Genomic DNA, 22339 nt, shown 5'->3' with positions numbered 1-22339 from the left:
GCCTGACACGACGCTTTCGCGGGCAAGCCTCGCTCCTACAGGTTTGTGGTGGGTGCGAACAATGACCCGTAGGAGCGAGGCTTGCCCGCGAAGGCGCCCTGAAGACCTACATCGAAGCCTGCCGTACCTGCTTCTCCAGTTCAGCCTTCAACCCTGGCTCAAGCTTCAGTTGCCGCGCCAGTTCATCGAGGTAGGACTTCTCCATGAAGTTTTCCTCATCCACCAGCATCACGCTGGCGATGTACATTTCCGCAGCCATTTCCGGGGTGCTGGCGGCGCGGGCAACGTCGGTGGGGTCCAGGGGTTTGTTGAGTTCGGCGTGCAGCCAGTGCTGCAACTCCTGGTCGTTATCGAGTTTGGTGAATTCACCTTCGATCAATGCGCGTTCGCGCTCATCGACATGACCATCAGCCTTGGCCGCTGCCACCAGGGCCTTGAGGATCGCCTGACTGTGCTGTTCAACCTGCGCCGGCGGGACTCGGTCGACGGTTTGCGGTTCATTCTTCGGTGCTGCGCCCTGCTGGGCCTGCCAGTTGCCGTAGGCTTTGTAGGCGATCACGCCCAGCGCCGCGAGGCCACCGTAGGTCAGGACCTTGCCGCCGACACTGCGACCCTTCTTGCTGCCCAGCAAAAGTCCCATCGCCCCTGCCGCCAGGGCCCCGCCGCCCGCGCCCGACAGCAAACCGCCGAGGCCACCCGAGCCGCCACCGCTGCCGCCGAGCAAGCCGCCCAGTCCGCCACCGGAGGCCTTGTTCTGATGACCGCCAGACTTGTTCTGCAACATGCCTTGACCGGACTTGAGTAGCTGATCGAGCAATCCACGGGTGTTCATTTGCTGCCTCCACGAATTCGGGGTAACCGGATCATTAAGGCCCTCAGCCTAGATCGAAAGTGCCCGGAACCTGCCTGCGAGAGTGCTTCGAGATGTTGCTTGTTGGTCGAAGCCTCAACCCTGGCCATCGATTAAAAAGATATACACTCGATCAAATCTATAAAAACCGCCCACCGGGTACTTTCCCCATGATGACCTTGCGTCAGATACGTCATTTCATCGCCGTGGCCGAGACCGGCTCGATCTCCGCCGCTGCGCAAACCGCGTTTATTTCCCAATCCACCCTGACCCTGGCGATCCAGCAACTGGAGCAGGAAATCGGCATCAGCCTGTTCAACCGACACGCCAAAGGCATGACCCTTACGCACCAAGGGCATCAATTCCTACGCCAGGCACACTTGATTCTGGCGACGGTGGACAACGCCAAACGCAGCCTGCAACAGAGCACCGACCAGGTCGCCGGGCAGTTGATCATCGGCGTAACCAGCCTCGTCGCCGGTTACTATCTGGCGGATCTGCTCACCCGGTTCCAGCGCGCTTACCCCAATGTCGAGATCCGCGTGATGGAGGACGAGCGCCCCTACATCGAGCATTTGCTGGTCAGCGGCGAGATTGATGTCGGTGTGCTGATCCTTTCCAACCTCGAAGATCGCCACGCCTTGCAGACCGAAGTCCTGACCCACTCGCCCCACCGTTTGTGGCTGCCGGCTCAGCATCCGCTGCTGGAACACGACAGCATCAACCTTGCCGACGTGACCCGGGAGCCGTTGATTCAACTGAACGTCGATGAAATGGACCGCAATGCCCAGCGCATGTGGGCGGCGGCCTCGCTGCAACCGCGCATCACGTTGAGAACCGCGTCGACGGAAGCCGTGCGAAGCCTGGTGGCCGCCGGTTTGGGTGTGTCGATTCAGCCCGACATGACCTACCGCCCGTGGTCCCTGGAGGGCGACATCATCGAGGCGCGCCCCATCGCCGACCTCAGTCAGACCCTCGACGTCGGCCTGGCCTGGCGCCGTGGCACCGCGCGGCCGGCGCTGGTTGATCCATTCCTGACCGTCGCCCGCGAGCAGCCTCACGGCGGGCGCAAGCCATCTATTTAATCGAACGCCACCTTCAGTATTTAGAATTTGTCGACCGCAGGCCCGCGCACTAGTCTTGTTACATCTTTATAAGACGGCCGGGCCCCAGTCACTGGGAGCACCATGGCCACACAAGAAAAGAGAACCCGAAAAATGGCTGGCGCGCAGACACCGTTGTTCACCGCGTTGTTGATCGATGGCGAATTGGTCCAGGGCCAGGGCTTTGTCGAGCCGATCCTCAACCCCGCCACCGGTGAAGTGCTGACCCACATCGCCGAAGCCAGCACCGAACAAGTGGAAGCCGCGATCCTCGCCGCCCACCACGCCTTCGCCAGTTGGTCACGGACGACGCCACAGCAACGCTCGAACTTGTTGCTGGACATTGCCAACGCCATCGAAAAAAACGCCGACCTCCTCGCCCGTCTCGAATCCCTGAATTGTGGCAAGCCGTTGCACCTGGCCCGTCAGGACGATTTAAGCGCCACGGTGGATGTGTTCCGTTTCTTCGCCGGTGCCGTGCGCTGCCAGACCGGCCAGCTCAGCGGCGAATACATGCCGGGTTACACGAGCATGGTGCGGCGCGATCCAATTGGCGTCGTCGCGTCGATTGCCCCGTGGAACTACCCGATCATGATGGCCGCCTGGAAAATCGCCCCGGCCCTGGCCGCCGGCAATACCCTGGTGTTCAAGCCATCCGAACACACGCCGCTGTCGATCCTCGCGTTGGCCCCGGCGCTGGCCGAGATTCTGCCGCGGGGGGTGATCAACATCCTCTGCGGAGGCGGCGAAGGCGTTGGCAGTCACTTGGTCAGCCACCCGAAAGTGCGGATGGTGTCGCTGACCGGCGATATCGTCACCGGGCAAAAAATCCTCCAGGCCGCAGCAAAAACCCTGAAACGCACGCACCTCGAACTCGGCGGCAAAGCCCCGGTGATCGTGTGTAACGACGCGGACATTCAAGCGGTGGTCGAAGGCGTGCGCACCTACGGCTATTACAACGCCGGTCAGGACTGCACGGCGGCGTGCCGGATTTATGCGCAGGCCGGGATTCATGATCGCTTGGTTGCCGAGTTGGGCGCGGCGGTCAGCAGCCTGCGTTTCGCCGGCAAACGCGATGCCGACAACGAAATCGGCCCGCTGATCAGCACCCGTCAGCGTGACCGCGTGGCCAGTTTTGTCGAACGCGCCCTCGGCCAGCCGCACATCGAACGGGTCACCGGCGCGGCGGTGCATTCCGGCGCCGGCTTCTATTACCAGCCAACCTTGCTCGCCGGTTGCAAGCAGAGCGATGAAATCGTGCAGCGCGAGGTGTTCGGACCGGTGGTCACCGTCACCCGCTTCGACGAACTCGCCCAAGCCGTGGATTGGGCCAACGACTCGGAATACGGCCTCGCCTCGTCGATCTGGACCCAGAACCTCGACAAAGCCATGCAAGTCGCGGCGCGCTTGCAGTACGGCTGCACCTGGATCAACAGCCATTTCATGCTGGTCAGCGAAATGCCCCATGGCGGCCTGAAGCGTTCGGGCTACGGCAAAGACTTATCCAGCGATTCGCTTCAGGACTACAGCGTGGTGCGGCACATTATGGCCCGGCATAGCCGGGAGCTTTAAGCGGCAGGCTACAAGCCACAAGCCAAACGCGGAGCGCTTTTTCTTGGCGCTTGAAGCTTGAAACTTGCAGCTACTCTTAACAAAAACCTAAAAAACAAAGAGGTGTGTCCCATGTTCGTGCACAAGACCGCACTGCTCAGTGCAATCACCACTGCATTGCTCGCCAGTGCCAGTATCCAGGCCGCCGAACCGCTGAAAGCCGTCGGTGCCGGCGAAGGTCAGCTGGATATCGTGGCTTGGCCCGGCTACATCGAACGTGGCGAGAGCGACAAAGCCTACGACTGGGTGACCGGTTTCGAGAAGGAAACCGGCTGCAAGGTCAATGTGAAAACCGCCGCCACCTCCGATGAAATGGTCAGCCTGATGGCCAAGGGCGGGTACGACTTGGTCACTGCGTCGGGCGATGCCTCGTTGCGCTTGATCGTCGGCAAGCGGGTGCAGCCGATCAACACCGCGCTGATTCCGAACTGGAAAGGCCTTGACCCACGCCTGAAAGACGCGCCGTGGTATGTGGTCAACAAGCAGACGTTCGGCACCCCGTACCAGTGGGGCCCGAACGTGCTGATGTACAACACCAATGTGTTCAAGACCGCGCCGACCAGTTGGGGCGTGGTGTTCGACGCGCAAAACCTGCCGGACGGCAAGGCCAACAAAGGTCGCGTGCAGGCGTATGACGGCCCGATCTACATCGCCGACGCGGCGCTGTACCTGAAAACCACCAAGCCTGAACTGGGGATCAAAGACCCGTATCAACTCACCGAAGCGCAGTACAAAGCCGTGCTCGATCTGTTGCGCGCCCAGCAGCCATTGATCCACCGCTACTGGCACGACACCACCGTGCAGATGAGTGACTTCAAGAACGAAGGCGTGGTCGCGTCCAGCGCCTGGCCGTATCAGGTCAACGGCCTGATCAACGAGAAGCAGCCAATCGCTTCGACCATCCCCAAAGAAGGCGCCACCGGGTGGGCCGATACCACGATGTTGCACGCCGAGGCCAAGCACCCGAACTGCGCCTACAAGTGGATGGACTGGTCGCTGCAACCGAAAGTCCAGGGTGACGTAGCGGCGTGGTTCGGCTCGTTGCCAGCGGTGCCGGCGGCGTGCACCGGCAGTGAATTGCTCGGCGCCGAGGGATGCAAGACCAACGGTTTCGACCAATTCGAAAAAATCGCTTTCTGGAAAACCCCGCAGGCTGAAGGCGGCAAGTTCGTGCCGTACAGCCGCTGGACCCAGGATTACATCGCGATTATGGGCGGTCGTTAAAGCATCCACTGATCGTTCCCACGCTCTGCGTGGGAATGCATCACCGGACGCTCCGCGTCCATTCGCACAGAGGTGACGCAGAGCGTCACGGGCTGCATTCCCACGCAGAGCGTGGGAACGATCAGATCGTATTCGATTCAGATTTTCCAGAAGTCCAGGCAGGGCCGCTGCGACGGCCTTCGCCTTTTCGGAGCACCGCACCATGACGCTTGCAGTCCAGTTCACCAACGTTTCCCGGCAATTCGGCGAAGTGAAGGCCGTTGACCGGGTTTCCATCGATATCCAGGACGGCGAGTTCTTTTCCATGCTCGGCCCTTCCGGCTCGGGCAAAACCACGTGCCTGCGCCTGATCGCCGGGTTCGAACAACCGAGCGCAGGCTCGATCCGTATTCACGGCGAGGAAGCCGCCGGGCTGCCGCCGTATCAGCGTGACGTGAACACCGTGTTCCAGGATTACGCGCTGTTCCCGCACATGAACGTTCGCGACAACGTCGCCTACGGTTTGAAGGTCAAGGGCGTCGGCAAAACCGAACGCCTGAAACGCGCCGAAGAAGCTCTCGACATGGTTGCCCTCGGCGGCTACGGCGAACGCAAACCGGTGCAACTGTCCGGCGGCCAGCGCCAGCGTGTGGCCCTGGCCCGCGCCTTGGTCAATCGCCCACGCGTGTTGTTGCTCGATGAACCGCTGGGCGCCCTCGATTTGAAGCTGCGCGAACAAATGCAGGGCGAATTGAAGAAACTGCAACGCCAACTCGGCATCACCTTTATCTTCGTCACCCACGACCAGACCGAAGCGCTGTCGATGTCCGATCGCGTGGCGGTGTTCAACAAGGGTCGCATCGAACAGGTCGACACCCCGCGCAATTTGTACATGAAACCGGCAACCACCTTTGTCGCGGAATTCGTCGGCACATCGAACGTGATTCGCGGCGATCTGGCCAAGCAATTAAGCGGCAATCCACAACCGTTTTCGATTCGTCCGGAACACGTGCGTTTCGCCGAAGGTCCGCTGACCAGCCATGAAATTGAAGTCAGCGGCTTGCTCCACGACATCCAGTACCAGGGCAGCGCCACCCGCTATGAAGTGAAGCTGGAAAACGGCCAGACCCTGAACATCAGCCAGGCCAACGTGCAGTGGCTGGACACCAGCGCCCAGCACCAGACCGGGCAACGCATCAGTGCCCGCTGGGCTCGCGAAGCCATGATTCCGTTGCACGACAATGTTGTGGGCGGGGTGTGAAATGAACACCTTGGCGATGTCTCAAACCCCGACCAGCGGTTCGCCGTTGCGGCGGTTTTCCAACCTGCTGTATCGACGGCCGAACTTTTACCTGGCGCTGCTGCTGGTGCCGCCGCTGCTGTGGTTCGGCGCGATTTATCTCGGCTCGCTGCTGGTGCTGTTGTGGCAAGGCTTCTACACCTTCGACGACTTCACCATGGCGGTCACCCCCGACCTGACCCTGGCGAACTTCGCCGCACTGTTCCAGCCATCGAACTTCGACATCATCCTGCGCACCCTGAGCATGGCGATTGTGGTGTCGATCGCCAGCGCCATCGTCGCGTTCCCGATCGCCTACTACATGGCGCGCTACACCACCGGCAAGACCAAAGCGTTTTTCTACATCGCGGTGATGCTGCCGATGTGGGCCAGTTACATCGTCAAGGCGTATGCCTGGACTTTGCTGCTGGCCAAGGGCGGCGTGGCGCAGTGGTTCGTTCAGCACCTGGGGCTGGAGCCGGTTTTGCAATTCATCCTCGGCATTCCCGGCGTGGGTGGCAGCACCTTGTCGACCTCGCATTTGGGCCGGTTCATGGTGTTCGTCTACATCTGGCTGCCGTTCATGATCCTGCCGATTCAGGCTTCACTGGAACGCCTGCCGCCCTCCTTACTGCAAGCCTCCGCCGACCTTGGAGCCAAGCCGCGCCAGACCTTTATGCAAGTGATTTTGCCGCTGTCGATTCCGGGCATTGCCGCCGGTTCGATCTTTACGTTTTCGCTGACCTTGGGTGACTTCATCGTGCCGCAACTGGTGGGGCCGCCGGGGTACTTCGTGGGCAGCATGGTGTATGCCCAACAAGGCGCGATTGGCAACATGCCGATGGCGGCTGCGTTCACGTTGGTGCCGATTGTGTTGATCGCCGTTTACCTGACTATCGTTAAACGACTGGGGGCCTTCGATGCACTCTGAGCGCGCTTCACTGGGCTTGCGCATCGCAGCCTGGGGCGGGTTGGTGTTCCTGCACTTCCCGATCCTGATCATCTTTTTGTACGCCTTCAACACCGAAGAAGCGGCGTTCAGCTTTCCGCCCAAGGGCTTTACCTTGAAGTGGTTCAGCGTCGCTTTTTCGCGGCCGGATGTGCTGGAAGCGATCAAGCTGTCGGCGGAAATCGCCGCCATCGCCACGTTGATCGCGATGATCCTCGGCACCCTCGCGTCGGCGGCGTTGTACCGCCGCGAATTCTTCGGCAAGCAAGGCATCTCGCTGATGCTGATCCTGCCGATTGCACTGCCGGGGATCATCACCGGGATCGCGTTGCTGGCGACCTTCAAGACGTTGGGGATCGAGCCGGGGATGTTCACCATCATCGTCGGCCACGCGACCTTCTGCGTGGTGATCGTCTACAACAACGTCATCGCCCGGTTGCGCCGCACCTCCCACAGTTTGATCGAAGCCTCGATGGACCTCGGCGCCGACGGCTGGCAGACCTTCCGCTACATCGTCCTGCCGAACCTCGGCTCGGCGTTGCTGGCCGGCGGCATGCTCGCGTTTGCGCTGTCGTTCGACGAAATCATCGTCACCACCTTCACCGCCGGCCACGAACGCACGCTGCCGCTGTGGCTGCTCAACCAACTTAGCCGCCCACGGGACGTGCCGGTAACCAACGTCGTCGCGATGCTGGTGATGATGGTGACCATGCTGCCGATCCTGGGGGCGTATTACCTGACACGGGGTGGTGAAAGCGTGGCGGGCAGCGGCGGGAAATAACTGACAACGATTACCCGTGTAGGAGCAAGGCTCGCCCGCGATGCTTTTGGCGAATCCGAAGACGCCATCGCGGGCAAGCCATGCTCCTACAGGGAACGGTTCCGACAGAAAAATAATAGTTTCGATGAGGACAGAACCATGCAAACCAAACTTTTGATCAACGGCCAACTGATTGACGGCGAAGGCCCCGCCCAACCGGTGTTCAACCCGGCGCTCGGCCGGGTGCTGGTGGAAATCAACGAAGCCAGCGAAGCCCAGGTCGATGCCGCCGTACGCGCCGCCGACAACGCCTTCGAAGCCTGGTCGCAAACCCCGCCGAAAGAACGTTCATTGCTGCTACTCAAACTCGCCGACGCCATCGAAGCCCACGGCGAAGAGCTGGCCAAACTGGAATCGGACAACTGCGGCAAACCCTACAGCGCAGCACTGAACGACGAGATCCCGGCGATTGCCGACGTGTTCCGTTTCTTCGCCGGCGCCAGCCGTTGCATGAGCGGTTCAGCCGGTGGTGAATACCTGGCGGGCCACACCTCGATGATCCGCCGCGACCCGGTGGGCGTGATCGCCTCCATTGCGCCGTGGAACTACCCGTTGATGATGGTCGCCTGGAAAATCGCCCCGGCCCTGGCCGCCGGTAATACCGTGGTGCTCAAACCGTCGGAACAAACCCCGCTGACCGCGTTACGTCTGGTGGAACTGGCGTCGGACATTTTCCCGGCGGGCGTACTCAATCTGGTGTTCGGTCGTGGTCCTACGGTCGGCAGTCCATTGGTGACCCATCCAAAGGTGCGCATGGTCTCGCTGACCGGTTCCATCGCCACCGGCGCCAACATCATTTCCAGCACCGCCGACAGCGTTAAACGCATGCACATGGAACTGGGCGGCAAAGCCCCGGTGATCATCTTCGACGACGCCGACATCGACGCCGCCGTGGAAGGCATTCGCACCTTCGGTTTTTACAACGCGGGTCAGGACTGCACCGCCGCCTGCCGCATCTATGCGCAAAAAGGTATCTACGACAAATTTGTCGAGAAGCTCGGCGCGGCGGTCAGCAGCATCAAGTACGGTTTGCAGGATGACCCGGCGACCGAGTTGGGCCCGCTGATTACCGCGCAACATCGCGACCGTGTCGCCGGGTTTGTCGAGCGTGCCGTGGCGCAATCACACATCCGTTTGGTCACCGGTGGCAAAGCTGTGGAAGGCAATGGCTTCTTCTTCGAACCGACTGTGTTGGCCGATGCGCAACAGGACGATGAAATCGTTCGTCGCGAAGTGTTCGGGCCGGTGGTGTCGGTGACCAAATTCAACGATGAAGCGCAAGTGCTGGGCTGGGCCAATGATTCGGACTACGGCCTGGCGTCGTCGGTGTGGACCTCGGACGTCGGTCGCGCCCATCGCCTGGCCGCACGTTTGCAGTACGGCTGCACGTGGGTGAATACCCACTTTATGCTCGTCAGTGAGATGCCTCATGGCGGTCAGAAATTGTCCGGTTACGGGAAGGACATGTCCATGTATGGGCTGGAGGACTACACCGTCGTGCGGCATGTGATGTTCAAGCATTAAAAGCTTCGCGAGCAGGCCTCGCTCCTACAGGGTTGATGTCGTTCACATGATGGGCGAACGACACAAAACCTGTAGGAGCAAGGCTTGCCCGCGAAGGCATCACCGCAATATCAAGGAAGAAACCGGCACCCAGCACCACCAGGCTTCACCCCAAACAAACCAAAACAATAACCACCGACCCGGGCAGCGCCTTAACGGCCCCGCCACGGTTTCGGACATCCGAAATCTGCCGATTTTCCGGAGCTGACAGACCATGAGTGCACTACCCGAACTCTCCCCCGCCGCAGCCGACAGCGATGCCGAGCAACTGCGCAAGCTGGGCTACACCTCGAACTTCAATCGCAGCATGAGCCTGTGGGAAAACTTCGCCCTGGGCTTCACTTACCTCTCACCGGTCGTCGGGGTTTATACCCTGTTCGGCCTGTGCCTCGCCGCCGGCGGGCCACCGATGTTCTGGGCCTATTTGCTGGTCGGTTGCGGCCAGTTGCTGGTGTGCCTGATCTTCGGTGAAGTGGTGTCGCAATTCCCGATTTCCGGCGGCGTCTACCCATGGGCTCGGCGTTTGGTGGGCAAAAAATGGGCGTGGATGGTCGGCTGGATCTACTCCATCGCCCTGTGCGTGACCATCGCTGCCGTTGCCGTCGGCGCCGGCCCGTACCTGGCCGCGATGATGGGTTTTGAACCGAGCAACAACACCAACATCGTCATCGCATTGTTCCTGACGCTGTTCGCCACCCTGGTCAACCTCAGCGGCACCAAAGTGCTGGCGCGGATCGCCATGTTCGGCTTTCTCTGTGAGTTGATCGGTGCCGTGGTGGTCGGCGTTTACCTGTTGGTCTTCGAGCGCCATCAACCCATCAGCGTGTTGTTCAACACCTTCGACATCCGCATCGACGGCTCCTACCTGCCGGCCTTCCTCACCGCCTCACTGGCCGGGATGTTCCTCTACTACGGCTTCGAAGCCTGCGGCGACGTCGCCGAAGAAACCCCGAACCCGAGCAAGCAAATCCCGATTGCGATGCGCATGACCATCTACATCGGCGGCATCTCGGCCATGTTCGCCTGCCTGGCCCTGATCCTCGCCGTACCGGACATGCAAGCCGTGATCAACGGCACCGACAAAGACCCGGTCACCACCATCCTCAACAACGCCTTCGGCCCGGTGGGCTCGAAAGTCGTGATGGGCGTGGTGATGATTTCCTTCATCTCCTGCGTCATCAGCCTACAAGCGGCGGCGAGTCGTCTGCTGTATTCCTACGCCCGGGATGAAATGGTCATCGGCAGCAAACTGTTGAAGAAGATTTCTCCTACGACTCAAGTGCCGGTGGCGGCGCTGTTTGTGTCGGGTGTCATGCCGGCGCTGATCATCGTGCTCGGATTCTTCCTTCAAGATGCGGTGGCGACCATCGTCAGCTTCGCCGCCATCGGGATTTACCTGGCGTTCCAGATGATCGTATTGGCCGCGCTGTATGCACGGATGAAAGGCTGGAAACCGAGCGGCAAATTCACCCTCGGCGCGTGGGGGTTGCCGGTCAACATCGGGGCGCTGGTTTATGGCGTCGGTGCGATCATCAACATGGCCTGGCCGCGTACGCCGGATGCGGCTTGGTATATCAACTATGCGATGGTGTTGAGCACGGCGATTGTGATTGGGTTGGGGTTGATCTACATGTGGATTGCCAAGCCGTACGACCACGGGACTGCGCCTGCGGGGGATGCTTGGAAGGTTAGTCGGTAAATGAGGTTGCTCAGCCCGCAGGGATGCGGGCTGGGTTTGTGGCATTTGAACGAACAGCCGTATCTGACATAGCACGCCTGATCAATGGCAACCCGCGATAACGGCCTTCAAAGTAGCGTTTCTCGACGTATTCCCCTTCCCGCCCTTCAAAATCATGAACAGAGAAAAGGCTGGTTGCGCCATTGGCATCTCGCTCAGTAATCCAGAATTGATCGCTCCGAAGTGCTTTGGCGTTCATTAGATGGGTGTCGTGAGTGGTAAAAATCAGTTGAGTATCCAACCCTCCATCCAAGTGCTTTTCAATTAAGTCATCGACTATTGAGGGGTGAAGACTGCTGTCCAACTCATCGACAGCAAGTATTCCGCTCCCATCAGCGTGATTGATCATGAACCAGGGCAACCAGAAACCAATCAGGTTTTTCGTACCGCCAGACTCCTCAGAAAAATCAAATTCGGCTTTGCCTAAAAGACTTGTATGGGACAGGGTTACTTTGTCTTTTTGCGCAGCAGCGAAGAACTCTTTCAGGGTGAGTTTTTTGGTGCTTTGAACAGATTCCGCGTCTTCGGTATTGAGCTGAATTGCGGACACCGGAATATCCACGTCCCTTAGAAAGTCTCTTAAATCCTGTGTGCAGTCTGATGCCATCCGAAGAAATCTGATGGACGTTGCTGACAGCCCCATCATGTTGTTCTGCTCAATAACCAGTAGGCCGGTTTGGAACCAGCTAAATGGGTCCCGCAGTTGGGTCAACTCTTCACTGCTGTTCGCGATGGCTTGTGAAATAAAGAGTGTTTTGGGGTTCGTCAGGCGCCGCCAAGTGTTGTGAACGTCTTCCCCTCCCTCAAGGCTTGCCCCAAAAACATATCGCTCGCCCTCTGCCACAAAACAACGCTTATAAAGCAACGTTTCCTTACCCTTGGGATACGAAACAAGGTGCTCCTCGGTAATTCGCTGCGCCGTCATGCACAGAACAAACCGATATCGGAGTCCGCGTTGAATGAAGTTGTATTCAAAGAAGCTTGGTTCGTTTTGAAGTTTGGGATCAAAACGAAAGGGCGAGACGGGTAGCGGTTCATCATTTGAGGTCGGCAGCGCTGCAATCAGTTGGCCCATGATTCCCATCGCCCGAACAAGCGAGGATTTACCCGATGCGTTCGGGCCATAGATCGCAGCCACTTTCAATAGATCTGGCAGTTTCTCTCCATTTACCGGTGGTGCGAACAGGTTGCGCTTTTTGCTCAAGCGCGGCGTCGCAGCCATGGACAGGGTTTGCTTGTCCCGGAAGGAGCGATAGTTGGAAACAGAAAATTCGATCAGCATGCAGCGAACCCGCAGTTCATTCCTGAAGACATAAAAAATAAAGGAGAAAACGGGCGTTTGGCGCAGTTGCACTGCAGCTCATGCAAAAACAGGAAATTCCTACAGACAGAGCCTTCCGATAAAAGCTCCAATTCCTACAACACGTGGCGCCAGAGTAGACTTGGCGCCGCGAGCGCCTGGACGATAGGCTTTACCTCGTCGCTGCCAAATCAGCGACCCGGGGTCGAAGCCGGAAAAAGTCAAAACGGTGCTTGCGTGCCCTCCATAGAACTACGGCTGTTTCGTGCCTATAGTTCTGCTTTATGGTGGGCCGTGTGGCGCGGGCCTTCCGGCTTTGCCGTTTTGACAGGAAGTATCCCGACTTCGAACGCCACTCGGTCCGCCACCCAACCTGTCGAAGGGTTGGTGGCGACTTTCCTGATCAAAACGGAAGTTACCTTCATGCCTAAGCACGCTCAAAATTCGCCTTACTTCATCCCCACAGTCTTCACCCGCCACAACCGCTTCCTCCACACCCTCATGCAAGACAACCAAGCCTGGTTCTGCGTCCACGACCTCGGTCGCTTGATGGGCCGCCCCATGGACGAACGCCTCACCCTGAAACTCGATCCCGATCAGCGTCGAAACGTCCGGCTGCTGAAAAGCGGCAACACCGTCGAATCCCTCATGGTCAGCGAGTCAGGGATGTACGCCCTTCTGATCCACCATTTCATCCCGGAAAACCGCAACCTGCGCCAATGGTTGAGCAACGAAGTCATCCCGATGCTGCGTGAGTCGAGCGCGGCATCTGTGGATAACATTCCGAGCCTGAGTTCGTTGCAGTGGGCCGGCATCTCAGTGCCGCTGTTGCACTGGCAGCATCAGGCCTGGATCAAGTGGCGGGATATGCCTGATCTCATGCAGGTACAGAAGCCATTCAAGATCATGGGCACTTGCAGTTAAGGGTAGGGTGAACAAATGAAAAAGGGGCAGACTTCACCGTCCGCCCCTTTGGTTAGTCGATCTCTCAAATTTCCGTGCCTCCTTGCCAAATATCAATCCTCCCCTCGTAACAGCAGCATCAATTCGTCGGTCCGCCATTTGATATCCGCTTTACCTCGAGCGTCTTCAAACTGATCGGGAACGGCCGCATCGTGACATTCGTCTTTTGGTTCCGGGATCGGAATTTCGTCCTCATTGCTCATAATTATTTCCTACTCTTTTCCTGCTGAAAGGTTGGCTTTTTTGCCTGACGCCACTTAGCTCAGACGAGCCAAGATTTGTAGCAGCTGGCGAAGCCTGCGTTCGGCTGCGCAGCAGTCGTAAACCTGAGTGCGTGGTATATCAGGTACACCGCGCCACCTGAATTCACGACTGCTTCGCAGCCGAACGCAGGCTTCGCCAGCTGCTACAGATTGCGTAACGGCCGCAACACAGCGTCACGGCCAAATCCCCTCCTCAAAACCGCGAAACACTCCTCATCGCATCCACCAGATACCTCATCGCAATCCGATCACTCTCGGACAATTCCCGATACCGCTCCACCAATTTCATTTCCTCCGAATTGAGCCGACGCCTGCGCCGACCTGAGGACAGGCACGGGAAGATTCCTAACAGTTCGGTGATGCCTTGTACTTTCGACATGGACGATGTCCTTCTAATACGTCAAAGAAAACTTCAGAAAACCGCATCGCCCTACCACTTTTTTCAGCCGTCGCTTGGTGCGTGCTGAACCCGCCGGCCTGAAGGGCCGAAACCGGCTATGCCCATAGGATAGGAATTAAATCGGCGCTGAAAAGCGGTTTTTAGAGTAATTAGTCGAAAAAGGCACAAATGCCTTATAAAACAGAAAGTACTGTGGGAAACGTTACCGGACATGTCTTGTTTCATTGCCGCAACGTGGTCGTGCTATCAATCATTTTTTCTCCGGGACCGAACGGTTTAAGCTATTTGGCATCTGTTTAGAGTCCGTTGCGTTTGGCCGAAGGCATGTCCGAACCTCCATTTTTGATCCAGCAGTGCCAGGTACGGCGCGGGATTGTTCACGACAGGTTGTACTTATGCACCGCAGGAATTTGCTCAAAGCGTCCATGGCTATCGCTGCCTATACCGGTTTATCGGCCACCGGCCTGCTGGCCGCACGCGCTTGGGCCGGGAATGGCGCGGCGGATGGCGACGCGCAGGCGTTCGACTTCGAAGCGCTGAAGATCCAGGCCAAGCAGCTCGCCGGCAATCGTTATCAAGACACCAAGCAGGTGCTGCCGCCGACGCTGGCGACCATGGCGCCGCAACAATTCAATGCGATCCAGTACGACGGCAAGCATTCGCTGTGGAATGAGTTGAACGGTCAGCTGGACGTGCAGTTTTTCCACGTCGGTATGGGGTTCAAGCAGCCTGTGCGCATGTTCAGCGTCGATCCCAAGACGCGTCAGGCGCGGGAAGTGCATTTCCGCCCGTCACTGTTCAACTATGAAAAAACCACGGTCGACACCAAGCAGCTCACCGGCGACCTCGGGTTTTCCGGGTTCAAGTTGTTCAAGGCCCCGGAACTGGACAAGCACGATGTGTTGTCTTTCCTCGGCGCCAGCTATTTCCGCGCGGTGGATGCATCTGGCCAATATGGCCTGTCGGCCCGAGGGCTGGCGATCGACACTTACGCCAAGAAGCGTGAGGAATTCCCGGACTTCACCAAGTTCTGGTTCGAGACGCCGGATAAGGACAGCACTCGCTTCGTGGTCTACGCCCTGCTCGATTCGCCGAGCGCCACCGGTGCCTACCGTTTCGACATCGATTGCCAGGCCAGTCAGGTGGTCATGGGCATCGACGCACACATCAATGCGCGCACCGCCATCGAACAACTGGGCATCTCGCCGATGACCAGCATGTTCAGTTGCGGCACCCACGAACGTCGCATGTGCGACACCATCCACCCGCAAATCCACGACTCCGATCGGCTGGCCATGTGGCGCGGTAACGGCGAGTGGATCTGCCGTCCACTGAACAACCCGGCGACCTTGCAGTTCAACGCCTTCGCCGACACCAACCCGAAAGGTTTCGGCCTGGTGCAGACCGATCACGAGTTCGCCAGTTATCAAGATACTGTCGACTGGTACAGCAAGCGCCCGAGCCTGTGGGTAGAACCGACAACCGAGTGGGGCGAAGGCTCTATCGACCTGCTGGAAATTCCTACAACCGGCGAAACCCTGGATAACATCGTCGCGTTCTGGACGCCGAAAAAACCGGTGGCCGCCGGCGACTCGCTGAACTACGGCTACAAGCTGTACTGGAGCGCACTGCCGCCAGTCAGTACACCGCTCGCGCGGGTCAACGCGACCCGTTCGGGGATGGGCGGCTTTATCGAAGGCTGGGCGCCGGGCGAGCATTACCCGGAAGTCTGGGCTCGTCGCTTTGCGGTGGACTTCACCGGTGGCGGTCTGGACCGTTTGCCGGAAGGTGCGGCGATCGAGCCTGTGGTCACGTGCTCGAATGGCGAGGTGAAGGACTTCAACGTGCTGGTGCTCGATGACATCAAAGGGTATCGGATTACGTTTGACTGGGTCCCGACCAATGACAGCGTCGCGCCGGTGGAGCTGCGGTTGTTTATCCGCACCAATGACCGGACGTTGAGTGAAACCTGGCTGTACCAGTATTTCCCGCCGGCGCCGGAGAAGCGTAAGTACACCTGATATTAGGGGGTTGTTTGGGCGGGCCTCTTCGCGGGCAAGCCTCGCTCCTACGGGTTTTGTGTCGTTCGCGTAATTGAGGCGCGACGCAACCCTGTAGGAGCGAGGCTTGCCCGCGAAGACGGCCTGACAGACAACAAAAAACCCCGGCACAGAAACGCAAAAGCCCCGACCAACCCGGCCGGGGCTTTTTGTTTTTACAGCATCACTCAATCCCGTAAATCCGACTCATGAATCGGCTGGTCCCGATGGGTCGCCCGCTGATACTGCGCCGGCCACACCGCTTTGCGTCCACCCAAATCATCATCGGCATGCAACGGCCAGTACGGATCGCGCAACAACTCACGGGCCAGGAAGATGATGTCCGCCTGACAGGTCCGCAGAATGTGCTCAGCCTGCGCTGGCTCGGTAATCATGCCCACGGTGCCGGTGGCGATGCCTGACTCCTTACGCACGCGCTCAGCGAAGCGGGTTTGATAACCCGGTCCTGTAGGAATTTCCGCATTGGCCGCCGTGCCGCCCGACGAGACGTCGATCAAATCCACGCCCAGGTCTTTGAGGCGTCGTGCCAGCTCCACGGTTTCATCCGGGTTCCAGCCATCTTCCACCCAGTCCGTCGCCGATACCCGCACGAACAGCGGCAACTCTTCAGGCCAGACCGCGCGCACCGCTTCGGTGACTTGCAGCACCAGCCGGATGCGATTCTCGAACGAGCCACCATATTGATCGCGCCGCTGATTGCTCAGGGGCGACAGAAACTGGTGCAGCAGATAACCGTGAGCCGCGTGAATCTCGACCACTTTGAAACCGGCGGTCAGCGCGCGTTTGGCTGATTCAACAAAGGCCTGGATGACTTCTGCAATCTGCCCTTCATCGAGTTGTTTAGGCGGTGTGTGTTGTGGGTCGAAGGCAATCGGCGAAGGCCCGACCGGGGTCCAGCCGCCGTCGTCGGGTTTAAGGCTACCGTGCTTGCCGATCCACGGCCGATGGGTGCTGGCCTTGCGCCCGGCGTGGGCCAGTTGAATACCGGCTACGGCACCTTGGGCGGCGATAAACCGGGTGATGCGTTGCAACGGTTCAATCTGTTCGTCGTTCCACAGGCCGAGGTCCTCGGCGGTGATGCGACCATCGGCAGTCACCGCCGTGGCTTCGGTAAAAATCAGACCGGCCCCGCCGACCGCGCGACTGCCGAGGTGCACCAGGTGCCAGTCGTTGGCCAGGCCATCGACGCTCGAGTACTGGCACATTGGCGATACGGCAATGCGGTTGAGCAGGGTCAATTGGCGAAGGGTATAGGGTTCAAGCAGCAGACTCATGGGGCACCTCTCGAATCAGTGGGCAGGCTCCAGGGTTCTGTTTGAAAAGTCGACGAGTGACAGGAAAAAGGTGCAACACCCGCCCCCGCGGGTAAAAAATTCGACAAGACGTCACAAGGCCAATCAAGCAGTGCTTAGAGCCTAGTCGACAACGGGGGATGAGGGAGGGTTCCTGAGGATTCGGTGCCAGAAAGATCGCTTTCGCGGGCAAGCCTCGCTCCTACAGGTTTGGCGGCGTCCGAATGATTGGCGCACGCCACAAATCCTGTAGGAGCGAGGCTTGCCCGCAAAGGGATCAACGCGGTTCGATATGGGCAATCATCAGTTGCACCGTCTCATTCCCGCGAAACTCGTTGAGGTCGAGTTTGTAGGCCAATTCCACCCATTTAATGGTCGGGTTAGGCCAAATGTCGCGGTCGATACCAAAAGCGATGCCATCCAGCTTCACCGAACCGCACTCACTTTTCAGCACCACTTTAAGGTGCCGCTCGCCGACCACCCGCTGCTCGACCAACTGGAACACCCCGTGAAACAGCGGCTCCGGGAAGTGTTGTCCCCAAGGACCGGCGTGGCGCAGGGCGCGGGCCAGTTCCAGGTGAAACTCCTCGACCGCCAGGGTGCCGTCCGACAACAGTCGCCCGGTCAGGTCTTCTTCGCGCAATTGCCTACGCACTTCAGCGTCAAAAGCTTCGGCGAACAGCGGAAAATTCGCTTCCGGCAAGGTCAAACCCGCCGCCATCGCGTGGCCGCCGTACTTGCTGATCAGGTTCGGATGCTGCGCCGCCACCACGCTCAAGGCGTCGCGAATATGGAAGCCTTGAACCGAACGCCCCGAGCCCTTGAGCAAGCCATCGCCGGCATCGGCAAAGGCAATCGTCGGGCGGAAATAGCGCTCTTTCATCCGCGAGGCGAGGATGCCGATCACGCCCTGGTGCCACTCGGGGTCGAACAGGCACAAGCCGAACGGCATCGATTCCACCGGCAGATCCTTGAGCTGAGCCAGCGCCTCACGCTGCATGCCCTGCTCGATGGATTTGCGGTCCTGATTCATGCCGTCGAGCTGGCCCGCCATTTCCCGGGCGAGGCCGGCGTCTTCGGTGAGCAGGCATTCAATGCCCAGGCTCATGTCATCCAGGCGTCCCGCCGCGTTCAGGCGCGGGCCGACGATAAAACCCAGGTCGGTGGAGGTGATGCGCGCCGGTTCCCGCTTGGCGACCTCAAGGATGGCCTTGATGCCGGGCCGCGCGCGACCGGCGCGAATCCGCTCCAGCCCCTGGTGCACCAGAATCCGGTTGTTGGCATCCAGCGGCACCACGTCGGCGACACTGCCCAGCGCCACCAGATCCAGCAGTTCGCCGATGTTCGGCTGCGGCTGGCTTTCATACCAACCGAGGCTGCGCAGACGCGCGCGCAGGGCCATCAGCACATAGAAAATCACCCCGACGCCGGCCAGCGCCTTGCTCGGAAACTCGCAACCAGGCTGGTTCGGATTGACGATCGCATCGGCCAGCGGCAGTTCATCGCCAGGCAAGTGGTGGTCGGTGACCAACACCTGGAGCCCGGCCTTTTTCGCCGCGGCCACGCCTTCGACGCTGGAGATGCCGTTGTCCACGGTGATCAGCAGTTGCGGGGTGCGGGTCAGCGCCACTTCGACGATTTCCGGGGTCAGGCCGTAGCCGTACTCGAAACGGTTCGGCACCAGATAATCGACATGGGCCGCGCCCAGCAGGCGCAAGCCGAGCACGCCGACGGTGCTGGCGGTCGCGCCATCAGCATCGAAATCGCCGACGATCAGAATTCGCTGACGCTGCTCCAGCGCCGTTACCAGCAGATCCACCGCCGCATCGATGCCTTTGAGCTGCTGGAACGGAATCAGCCGCGCCAGGCTCTTGTCCAGTTCAGCCTCGTTTTGCACGCCTCGCGCCGCGTACAGACGGGTCAACAGCGGCGGCAGATCACCAAGGAATGGCAGGGTGTCGGGCAACAGGCGAGGTTCGATGCGCATGGGGTGACAGGTGCTTCTCTTGAATACGTAGGATAAAACCGGATGACGCGTAGTAACGGCGAATAATCAGCCGCGTTCGCCGCTCAGCCACTGCAATTGGACTTCGTGCTGACCACGGTCATCGGTGACGAAAATCGTCCCTTCGCTGATCATCACGTCCCACTTGATAACGCGGGGCATGTCTTTGGCCAGGGTTTCCAGGATGTCCTGGGGAACGGCGGCGATGTGCACGTTTTTCAGGTTCTTGATCGCCGGGATCACTTTGGTTTCCCAGACCCGCAGGCTGCCGTAGGCCAGCAGGCTGGTGCGCTCGGTGCGGCGCGAGCACCAGGTCAGGCGATCGGCGTCCGGCTGGCCGACTTCGATCCAGTGCAGGACACGGTCATCCAGACTCTTTTCCCACAGGGCCGGTTCATCCACGTCTGACAGACCGCGACCAAACGACAGCTGCTCGTTGTACCAGAAGGCGTAGGCCAGCAGCCGCACGGTCATGCGCTCTTCGGTTTCCGAAGGGTGACGGGCGATGGTCTGCTTCACGCTCTCGTAGACACTGCGGTCGAGGTCGGTAAGGTTCAGTTCAAACTTGTAGGTCGTGGACGGCTGGGCCATGAACGGGCTTCTTGATACGAGGAAAGGCGGCAAGTCTAACCGATGCGGTAGGCAATCTGAGAATTGACGACCATCAACTTTGGGCGACTGACACGCGGCTATGTTAAAACGCACTACTCACACGACTTTGTCCTACAGGATCGCGCATGTCATTCACCGGAAAACCGCTCTCAGGTCTGAAAGTCATCGAATTGGGTACGTTGATTGCCGGGCCGTTTGCCTCGCGCATTTGCGGCGAGTTCGGCGCTGAAGTGATCAAGGTCGAATCCCCGGATGGCGGAGATCCGTTGCGCAAATGGCGCAAGTTGTATGAAGGCACCTCCCTGTGGTGGTTCGTCCAGGCACGTAACAAAAAGTCCCTGACCCTGAACCTCAAGCACCCGGATGGCCTGGAGATCCTGAAAAAACTGCTCAGCGAAGCCGACATCCTGATCGAGAATTTTCGCCCCGGCGTGTTGGAAAAGCTCGGCCTGGGGTGGGAAGTTTTACATGCGCTCAATCCGAAACTGGTGATGGTGCGCCTGTCGGGCTTCGGCCAGACCGGGCCGATGAAAGACCAACCGGGGTTTGGTGCGGTCGGTGAATCCATGGGCGGCCTGCGCTACATCACGGGTTTCGAGGACCGGCCACCGGTGCGCACCGGGATCTCCATCGGCGATTCGATTGCTGCGCTGTGGGGCGTGATCGGCGCGTTGATGGCCCTGCGTCATCGCGAGGTGAACGGCGGTCTGGGCCAGGTGGTGGACGTGGCGCTGTATGAAGCGATCTTCGCCATGATGGAAAGCATGGTCCCTGAGTTCGATGTGTTCGGCTTCATTCGCGAACGCACCGGCAACATCATGCCCGGCATCACACCCTCCTCCATCCACACCAGTGCCGACGGCAAGCACGTGCAGATCGGTGCCAATGGCGATGCGATCTTCAAGCGTTTCATGCTGATCATCGGTCGCGAAGATTTGGCCAACGATCCGGTGTTGGCCAGCAACGATGGCCGCGACAGCCGTCGTGACGAGATTTATGGGGTGATCGATCGCTGGGTCAATTCGCTGCCACTCGACCGTGTGATCGAGCAGTTGAACCAGGCCGACGTCCCGGCCAGCCGGATCTTCAGCGCTGAAGACATGCTCAGCGATCCGCAGTACCTGGCCCGGGAAATGTTCCTGCACGCCAAGCTGCCGGACGGCAAGGACTTCAAGATGCCGGGGATCGTGCCGAAACTCTCTGAGACACCCGGCACTTCCGAATGGGTCGGACCGCAGTTGGGTGAGCACAATGCGCAGGTACTTCACGATCTTGGCTACGACAAGGGACAGATCGCCAAGCTGCGTGAAGACGGGGCCATCTAAGCTGAAGCGCCTGCTTTCGGTCTTAATCCATCGCGCCAGCGGCCGGTTTGCGCTGGTGCTGTTGTTGCTCGGATTGAGCTCACACGCCTGGGCACTTCCAAAAGAGACGCTGATCTGGCTGCTGCGCGATTTACCGCCACTGACGATCTTCGAAGGCCCGCAAAAAGGCCAGGGGGTCGTCGATCAACTGATGCCACTGTTGATCGCCGGTATGCCGCAATACGATCACACGCGGATGCGGGTCAATCGGGCCCGTGGCATGCAGATGCTGCGCGAAGAGTCTTTCACCTGCGATCCCTCACTGATCTGGAGCAAGGAACGGGAACAGTGGATCGCGTTCTCCATTCCGGTGTTCCGGGCCGTGAGCAATGGCCTTGCTGTGCGCCAGGAAGATCAACCGGAGTTGGAACCATTTCTGGTGGACGGTGAAGTCGACCTGACGGCACTGCTGGCCAATGGCAGCCAGAAACTCGGTGCCGTGGCCGAGCGCAGTTATGGTCAATTCCTCGACGCTCAACTGAAGCAGGCGCCGGCCAGTAGCCTGACATTCCATTATGGAAACGACGCACTGGGCAGTCTGTTGCAGATGCAGCGCCTGGGCCGTTTGCTGGGGGTGTTGGGGTACTGGCCGGAGATCCGCTACCTGGCTGAACAGGAACATATCGCTGACAACGAGTTGGTGTTTTACCCGGTCAAGGGCACGGGCAAGTACATTTCCACCTACATCGGCTGCTCGAATACTCCCCAAGGTCGGCAGGCCATCAGCGAGATCAATCAGCTATTGCGCACCCTGCCCCACGAGCGACTGGCCCATGCCTATGCCGACTGGCTCGACCCGGAACGGCGCAGCGACTATCTGGAAGAGGCCAAGCGTTTTTTCGAACCTCAGGATGGGCAATGACAAATTTTGGGCAAAAAGAAACCCCGAGAAGTGGGGAGACGACTCGGGGTTAAACGTGGCCTACATAAAGACCAGTGGCAGCAAGCTACAAGCACCGGAGCA

19 protein-coding genes are annotated in these 22339 nt (G+C 59.3%); 12 read left to right on the top strand and 7 right to left on the bottom strand.

The window, feature by feature from the left end:
* Nucleotides 1-106 precede the first annotated feature (106 nt).
* Nucleotides 107-832: a tellurite resistance TerB family protein gene (locus BK667_RS05700; protein ID WP_123597030.1), complete on the bottom strand. Its 726-nt coding sequence runs from the start codon at nt 830-832 to the stop codon at nt 107-109.
* A 188-nt stretch (nt 833-1020) separates the two neighbouring features.
* On the opposite strand from BK667_RS05700, the gene BK667_RS05695 reads away from it, so the two are divergent.
* The 8 genes from BK667_RS05695 (at nt 1021) to BK667_RS05660 (ending at nt 11077) form a co-directional block, all read left to right on the top strand.
* Complete coding sequence (locus BK667_RS05695) at nt 1021-1935, top strand: LysR family transcriptional regulator (RefSeq protein ID WP_123507955.1); 915 nt, start codon at nt 1021-1023, stop codon at nt 1933-1935.
* Nucleotides 1936-2037: 102 nt separating this feature from the next.
* Nucleotides 2038-3525 (top strand): gamma-aminobutyraldehyde dehydrogenase, encoded by a 1488-nt coding sequence (locus BK667_RS05690; RefSeq protein ID WP_123597029.1) that lies wholly within the window; start codon nt 2038-2040, stop codon nt 3523-3525.
* Between the two features lie 111 nt (nt 3526-3636).
* The gene (ydcS, locus tag BK667_RS05685) at nt 3637-4788 is read left to right on the top strand and encodes a putative ABC transporter substrate-binding protein YdcS (protein WP_123507951.1); all 1152 of its coding nucleotides are present in this window, start codon (nt 3637-3639) and stop codon (nt 4786-4788) included.
* 202 nt (nt 4789-4990) lie between these two features.
* Nucleotides 4991-6028 (top strand): ABC transporter ATP-binding protein, encoded by a 1038-nt coding sequence (locus tag BK667_RS05680; RefSeq protein ID WP_123597028.1) that lies wholly within the window; start codon nt 4991-4993, stop codon nt 6026-6028.
* A gap of 1 nt (nt 6029) precedes the next feature.
* Complete coding sequence (locus BK667_RS05675) at nt 6030-6977, top strand: ABC transporter permease (protein ID WP_123507945.1); 948 nt, start codon at nt 6030-6032, stop codon at nt 6975-6977.
* Nucleotides 6967-7776, top strand: a complete 810-nt coding sequence (locus tag BK667_RS05670) for an ABC transporter permease (RefSeq protein WP_123507943.1) — start codon at nt 6967-6969, stop codon at nt 7774-7776. The genes BK667_RS05675 and BK667_RS05670 overlap by 11 nt, the downstream gene beginning before the upstream one ends.
* Nucleotides 7777-7914: 138 nt before the next feature.
* On the top strand, nt 7915-9339 hold the full coding sequence (locus BK667_RS05665) for a gamma-aminobutyraldehyde dehydrogenase (RefSeq protein WP_123405633.1): 1425 nt from the start codon (nt 7915-7917) through the stop codon (nt 9337-9339).
* Nucleotides 9340-9592: 253 nt separating this feature from the next.
* A complete protein-coding gene (locus BK667_RS05660; protein ID WP_123597027.1) occupies nt 9593-11077 on the top strand; it encodes an APC family permease in 1485 nt (494 codons plus the stop codon).
* A gap of 10 nt (nt 11078-11087) precedes the next feature.
* On the opposite strand, the gene BK667_RS05655 is transcribed toward BK667_RS05660, so the two are convergent.
* Nucleotides 11088-12398 carry an AAA family ATPase gene (locus BK667_RS05655; RefSeq protein ID WP_123597229.1) on the bottom strand — a complete coding sequence of 437 codons (1311 nt, stop codon included), beginning with the start codon at nt 12396-12398 and terminating at the stop codon, nt 11088-11090.
* 441 nt (nt 12399-12839) lie between these two features.
* Between BK667_RS05655 and BK667_RS05650 the strand changes: the two genes are divergently transcribed.
* Nucleotides 12840-13340: a BRO-N domain-containing protein gene (locus BK667_RS05650; protein ID WP_123597228.1), complete on the top strand. Its 501-nt coding sequence runs from the start codon at nt 12840-12842 to the stop codon at nt 13338-13340.
* A 92-nt stretch (nt 13341-13432) separates the two neighbouring features.
* On the opposite strand, the gene BK667_RS33385 is transcribed toward BK667_RS05650, so the two are convergent.
* Nucleotides 13433-13582 (bottom strand): hypothetical protein, encoded by a 150-nt coding sequence (locus BK667_RS33385; RefSeq protein ID WP_221179155.1) that lies wholly within the window; start codon nt 13580-13582, stop codon nt 13433-13435.
* 253 nt (nt 13583-13835) lie between these two features.
* Nucleotides 13836-14021 carry a hypothetical protein gene (locus tag BK667_RS05640; RefSeq protein WP_123507934.1) on the bottom strand — a complete coding sequence of 62 codons (186 nt, stop codon included), beginning with the start codon at nt 14019-14021 and terminating at the stop codon, nt 13836-13838.
* 416 nt (nt 14022-14437) lie between these two features.
* On the opposite strand from BK667_RS05640, the gene BK667_RS05635 reads away from it, so the two are divergent.
* Nucleotides 14438-16063 (top strand): glucan biosynthesis protein D, encoded by a 1626-nt coding sequence (locus tag BK667_RS05635; protein WP_123507932.1) that lies wholly within the window; start codon nt 14438-14440, stop codon nt 16061-16063.
* A gap of 206 nt (nt 16064-16269) precedes the next feature.
* Here the strand turns inward: BK667_RS05635 and BK667_RS05630 are convergent, their stop codons facing one another.
* From BK667_RS05630 to BK667_RS05620, 3 genes are all read right to left on the bottom strand, one after another.
* Nucleotides 16270-17376, bottom strand: coding sequence for an NADH:flavin oxidoreductase/NADH oxidase (locus BK667_RS05630; protein ID WP_123507930.1), 1107 nt, complete (start codon nt 17374-17376; stop codon nt 16270-16272).
* A gap of 295 nt (nt 17377-17671) precedes the next feature.
* On the bottom strand, nt 17672-19381 hold the full coding sequence (gene recJ / locus BK667_RS05625; RefSeq protein WP_123597026.1) for a single-stranded-DNA-specific exonuclease RecJ: 1710 nt from the start codon (nt 19379-19381) through the stop codon (nt 17672-17674).
* A gap of 66 nt (nt 19382-19447) precedes the next feature.
* Nucleotides 19448-19990 (bottom strand): YaeQ family protein, encoded by a 543-nt coding sequence (locus BK667_RS05620; RefSeq protein ID WP_010462971.1) that lies wholly within the window; start codon nt 19988-19990, stop codon nt 19448-19450.
* A gap of 146 nt (nt 19991-20136) precedes the next feature.
* Here BK667_RS05620 and BK667_RS05615 point away from each other — a divergent pair, with 146 nt between their 5' ends.
* A complete protein-coding gene (locus BK667_RS05615) occupies nt 20137-21336 on the top strand; it encodes a CaiB/BaiF CoA transferase family protein (RefSeq protein WP_123597025.1) in 1200 nt (399 codons plus the stop codon).
* Nucleotides 21317-22237, top strand: a complete 921-nt coding sequence (locus tag BK667_RS05610; protein ID WP_123597024.1) for a TIGR02285 family protein — start codon at nt 21317-21319, stop codon at nt 22235-22237. The genes BK667_RS05615 and BK667_RS05610 overlap by 20 nt, the downstream gene beginning before the upstream one ends.
* The last annotated feature ends 102 nt before the right edge of the window (nt 22238-22339 follow it).

It is taken from the genome of Pseudomonas frederiksbergensis (assembly GCF_003732705.1).
GTDB classification, from domain to species: Bacteria; Pseudomonadota; Gammaproteobacteria; order Pseudomonadales; family Pseudomonadaceae; genus Aquipseudomonas; species Aquipseudomonas frederiksbergensis_F.
This window is presented reverse-complemented; position numbering and strand designations above follow the sequence as displayed.

Bases quoted from the DNA above. Each gene is read 5' to 3' on its own strand.
- BK667_RS05700 (WP_123597030.1), bottom strand. From the start codon at position 832: ATGAACACCCGTGGATTGCTCGATCAGCTACTCAAGTCCGGTCAAGGC.
- BK667_RS05695 (WP_123507955.1), top strand. From the start codon at position 1,021: ATGATGACCTTGCGTCAGATACGTCATTTCATCGCCGTGGCCGAGACC.
- BK667_RS05690 (WP_123597029.1), top strand. From the start codon at position 2,038: ATGGCCACACAAGAAAAGAGAACCCGAAAAATGGCTGGCGCGCAGACA.
- ydcS (WP_123507951.1), top strand. From the start codon at position 3,637: ATGTTCGTGCACAAGACCGCACTGCTCAGTGCAATCACCACTGCATTG.
- BK667_RS05680 (WP_123597028.1), top strand. From the start codon at position 4,991: ATGACGCTTGCAGTCCAGTTCACCAACGTTTCCCGGCAATTCGGCGAA.
- BK667_RS05675 (WP_123507945.1), top strand. From the start codon at position 6,030: ATGAACACCTTGGCGATGTCTCAAACCCCGACCAGCGGTTCGCCGTTG.
- BK667_RS05670 (WP_123507943.1), top strand. From the start codon at position 6,967: ATGCACTCTGAGCGCGCTTCACTGGGCTTGCGCATCGCAGCCTGGGGC.
- BK667_RS05665 (WP_123405633.1), top strand. From the start codon at position 7,915: ATGCAAACCAAACTTTTGATCAACGGCCAACTGATTGACGGCGAAGGC.
- BK667_RS05660 (WP_123597027.1), top strand. From the start codon at position 9,593: ATGAGTGCACTACCCGAACTCTCCCCCGCCGCAGCCGACAGCGATGCC.
- BK667_RS05655 (WP_123597229.1), bottom strand. From the start codon at position 12,398: ATGCTGATCGAATTTTCTGTTTCCAACTATCGCTCCTTCCGGGACAAG.
- BK667_RS05650 (WP_123597228.1), top strand. From the start codon at position 12,840: ATGCCTAAGCACGCTCAAAATTCGCCTTACTTCATCCCCACAGTCTTC.
- BK667_RS33385 (WP_221179155.1), bottom strand. From the start codon at position 13,582: ATGAGCAATGAGGACGAAATTCCGATCCCGGAACCAAAAGACGAATGT.
- BK667_RS05640 (WP_123507934.1), bottom strand. From the start codon at position 14,021: ATGTCGAAAGTACAAGGCATCACCGAACTGTTAGGAATCTTCCCGTGC.
- BK667_RS05635 (WP_123507932.1), top strand. From the start codon at position 14,438: ATGCACCGCAGGAATTTGCTCAAAGCGTCCATGGCTATCGCTGCCTAT.
- BK667_RS05630 (WP_123507930.1), bottom strand. From the start codon at position 17,376: ATGAGTCTGCTGCTTGAACCCTATACCCTTCGCCAATTGACCCTGCTC.
- recJ (WP_123597026.1), bottom strand. From the start codon at position 19,381: ATGCGCATCGAACCTCGCCTGTTGCCCGACACCCTGCCATTCCTTGGT.
- BK667_RS05620 (WP_010462971.1), bottom strand. From the start codon at position 19,990: ATGGCCCAGCCGTCCACGACCTACAAGTTTGAACTGAACCTTACCGAC.
- BK667_RS05615 (WP_123597025.1), top strand. From the start codon at position 20,137: ATGTCATTCACCGGAAAACCGCTCTCAGGTCTGAAAGTCATCGAATTG.